Here is a 357-nt window from a genome sequence, read left to right on the forward strand (position 1 = left end):
GGATGCCGAGACGGCTCGTTTCCCGTCGGGGGTAATGGCTACTGCATTTACCCACGCACTATGCCCTCTGAGGGTGGTGAGTTCCCTCCCCGTCTGCAAATCCCACAGTTTCAGGGTTTCATCCGACGATGCCGAGACCGCTCGTTTCCCGTCCGGGGTGATAGCCACTGCTCTTACCGTCTTACTACGCCCGGTAAAGGTGGTGAGTTCCGTCCCCGTCTCCAAATCCCACAGTTTCAGGGTTTCATCCGACGATGCCGAGACCGCTCGTTTCCCGTCGGGAGTGATAGCTACTGCATTTACATCGTCACTATGCCCGGTGAGGGTGGCCAGTTCCATCCCGGTCTCCAAATCCCA

At 58.0% G+C, this 357-nt stretch carries 1 protein-coding gene; it reads right to left on the minus strand.

Translation table 11 applies throughout. The annotated features are described in order from the left end of the window. Window positions 1–339 (minus strand): WD40 repeat domain-containing protein (locus tag LKK83_RS04100; RefSeq protein WP_442957276.1); only part of this gene is annotated, 339 nt, incomplete at its 3' end. Window positions 340–357 lie beyond the last annotated feature (18 nt).

Source organism: Phormidium sp. CCY1219, from assembly GCF_035615515.1.
Classification (GTDB): domain Bacteria; phylum Cyanobacteriota; class Cyanobacteriia; order Cyanobacteriales; family Laspinemataceae; genus CCY1219.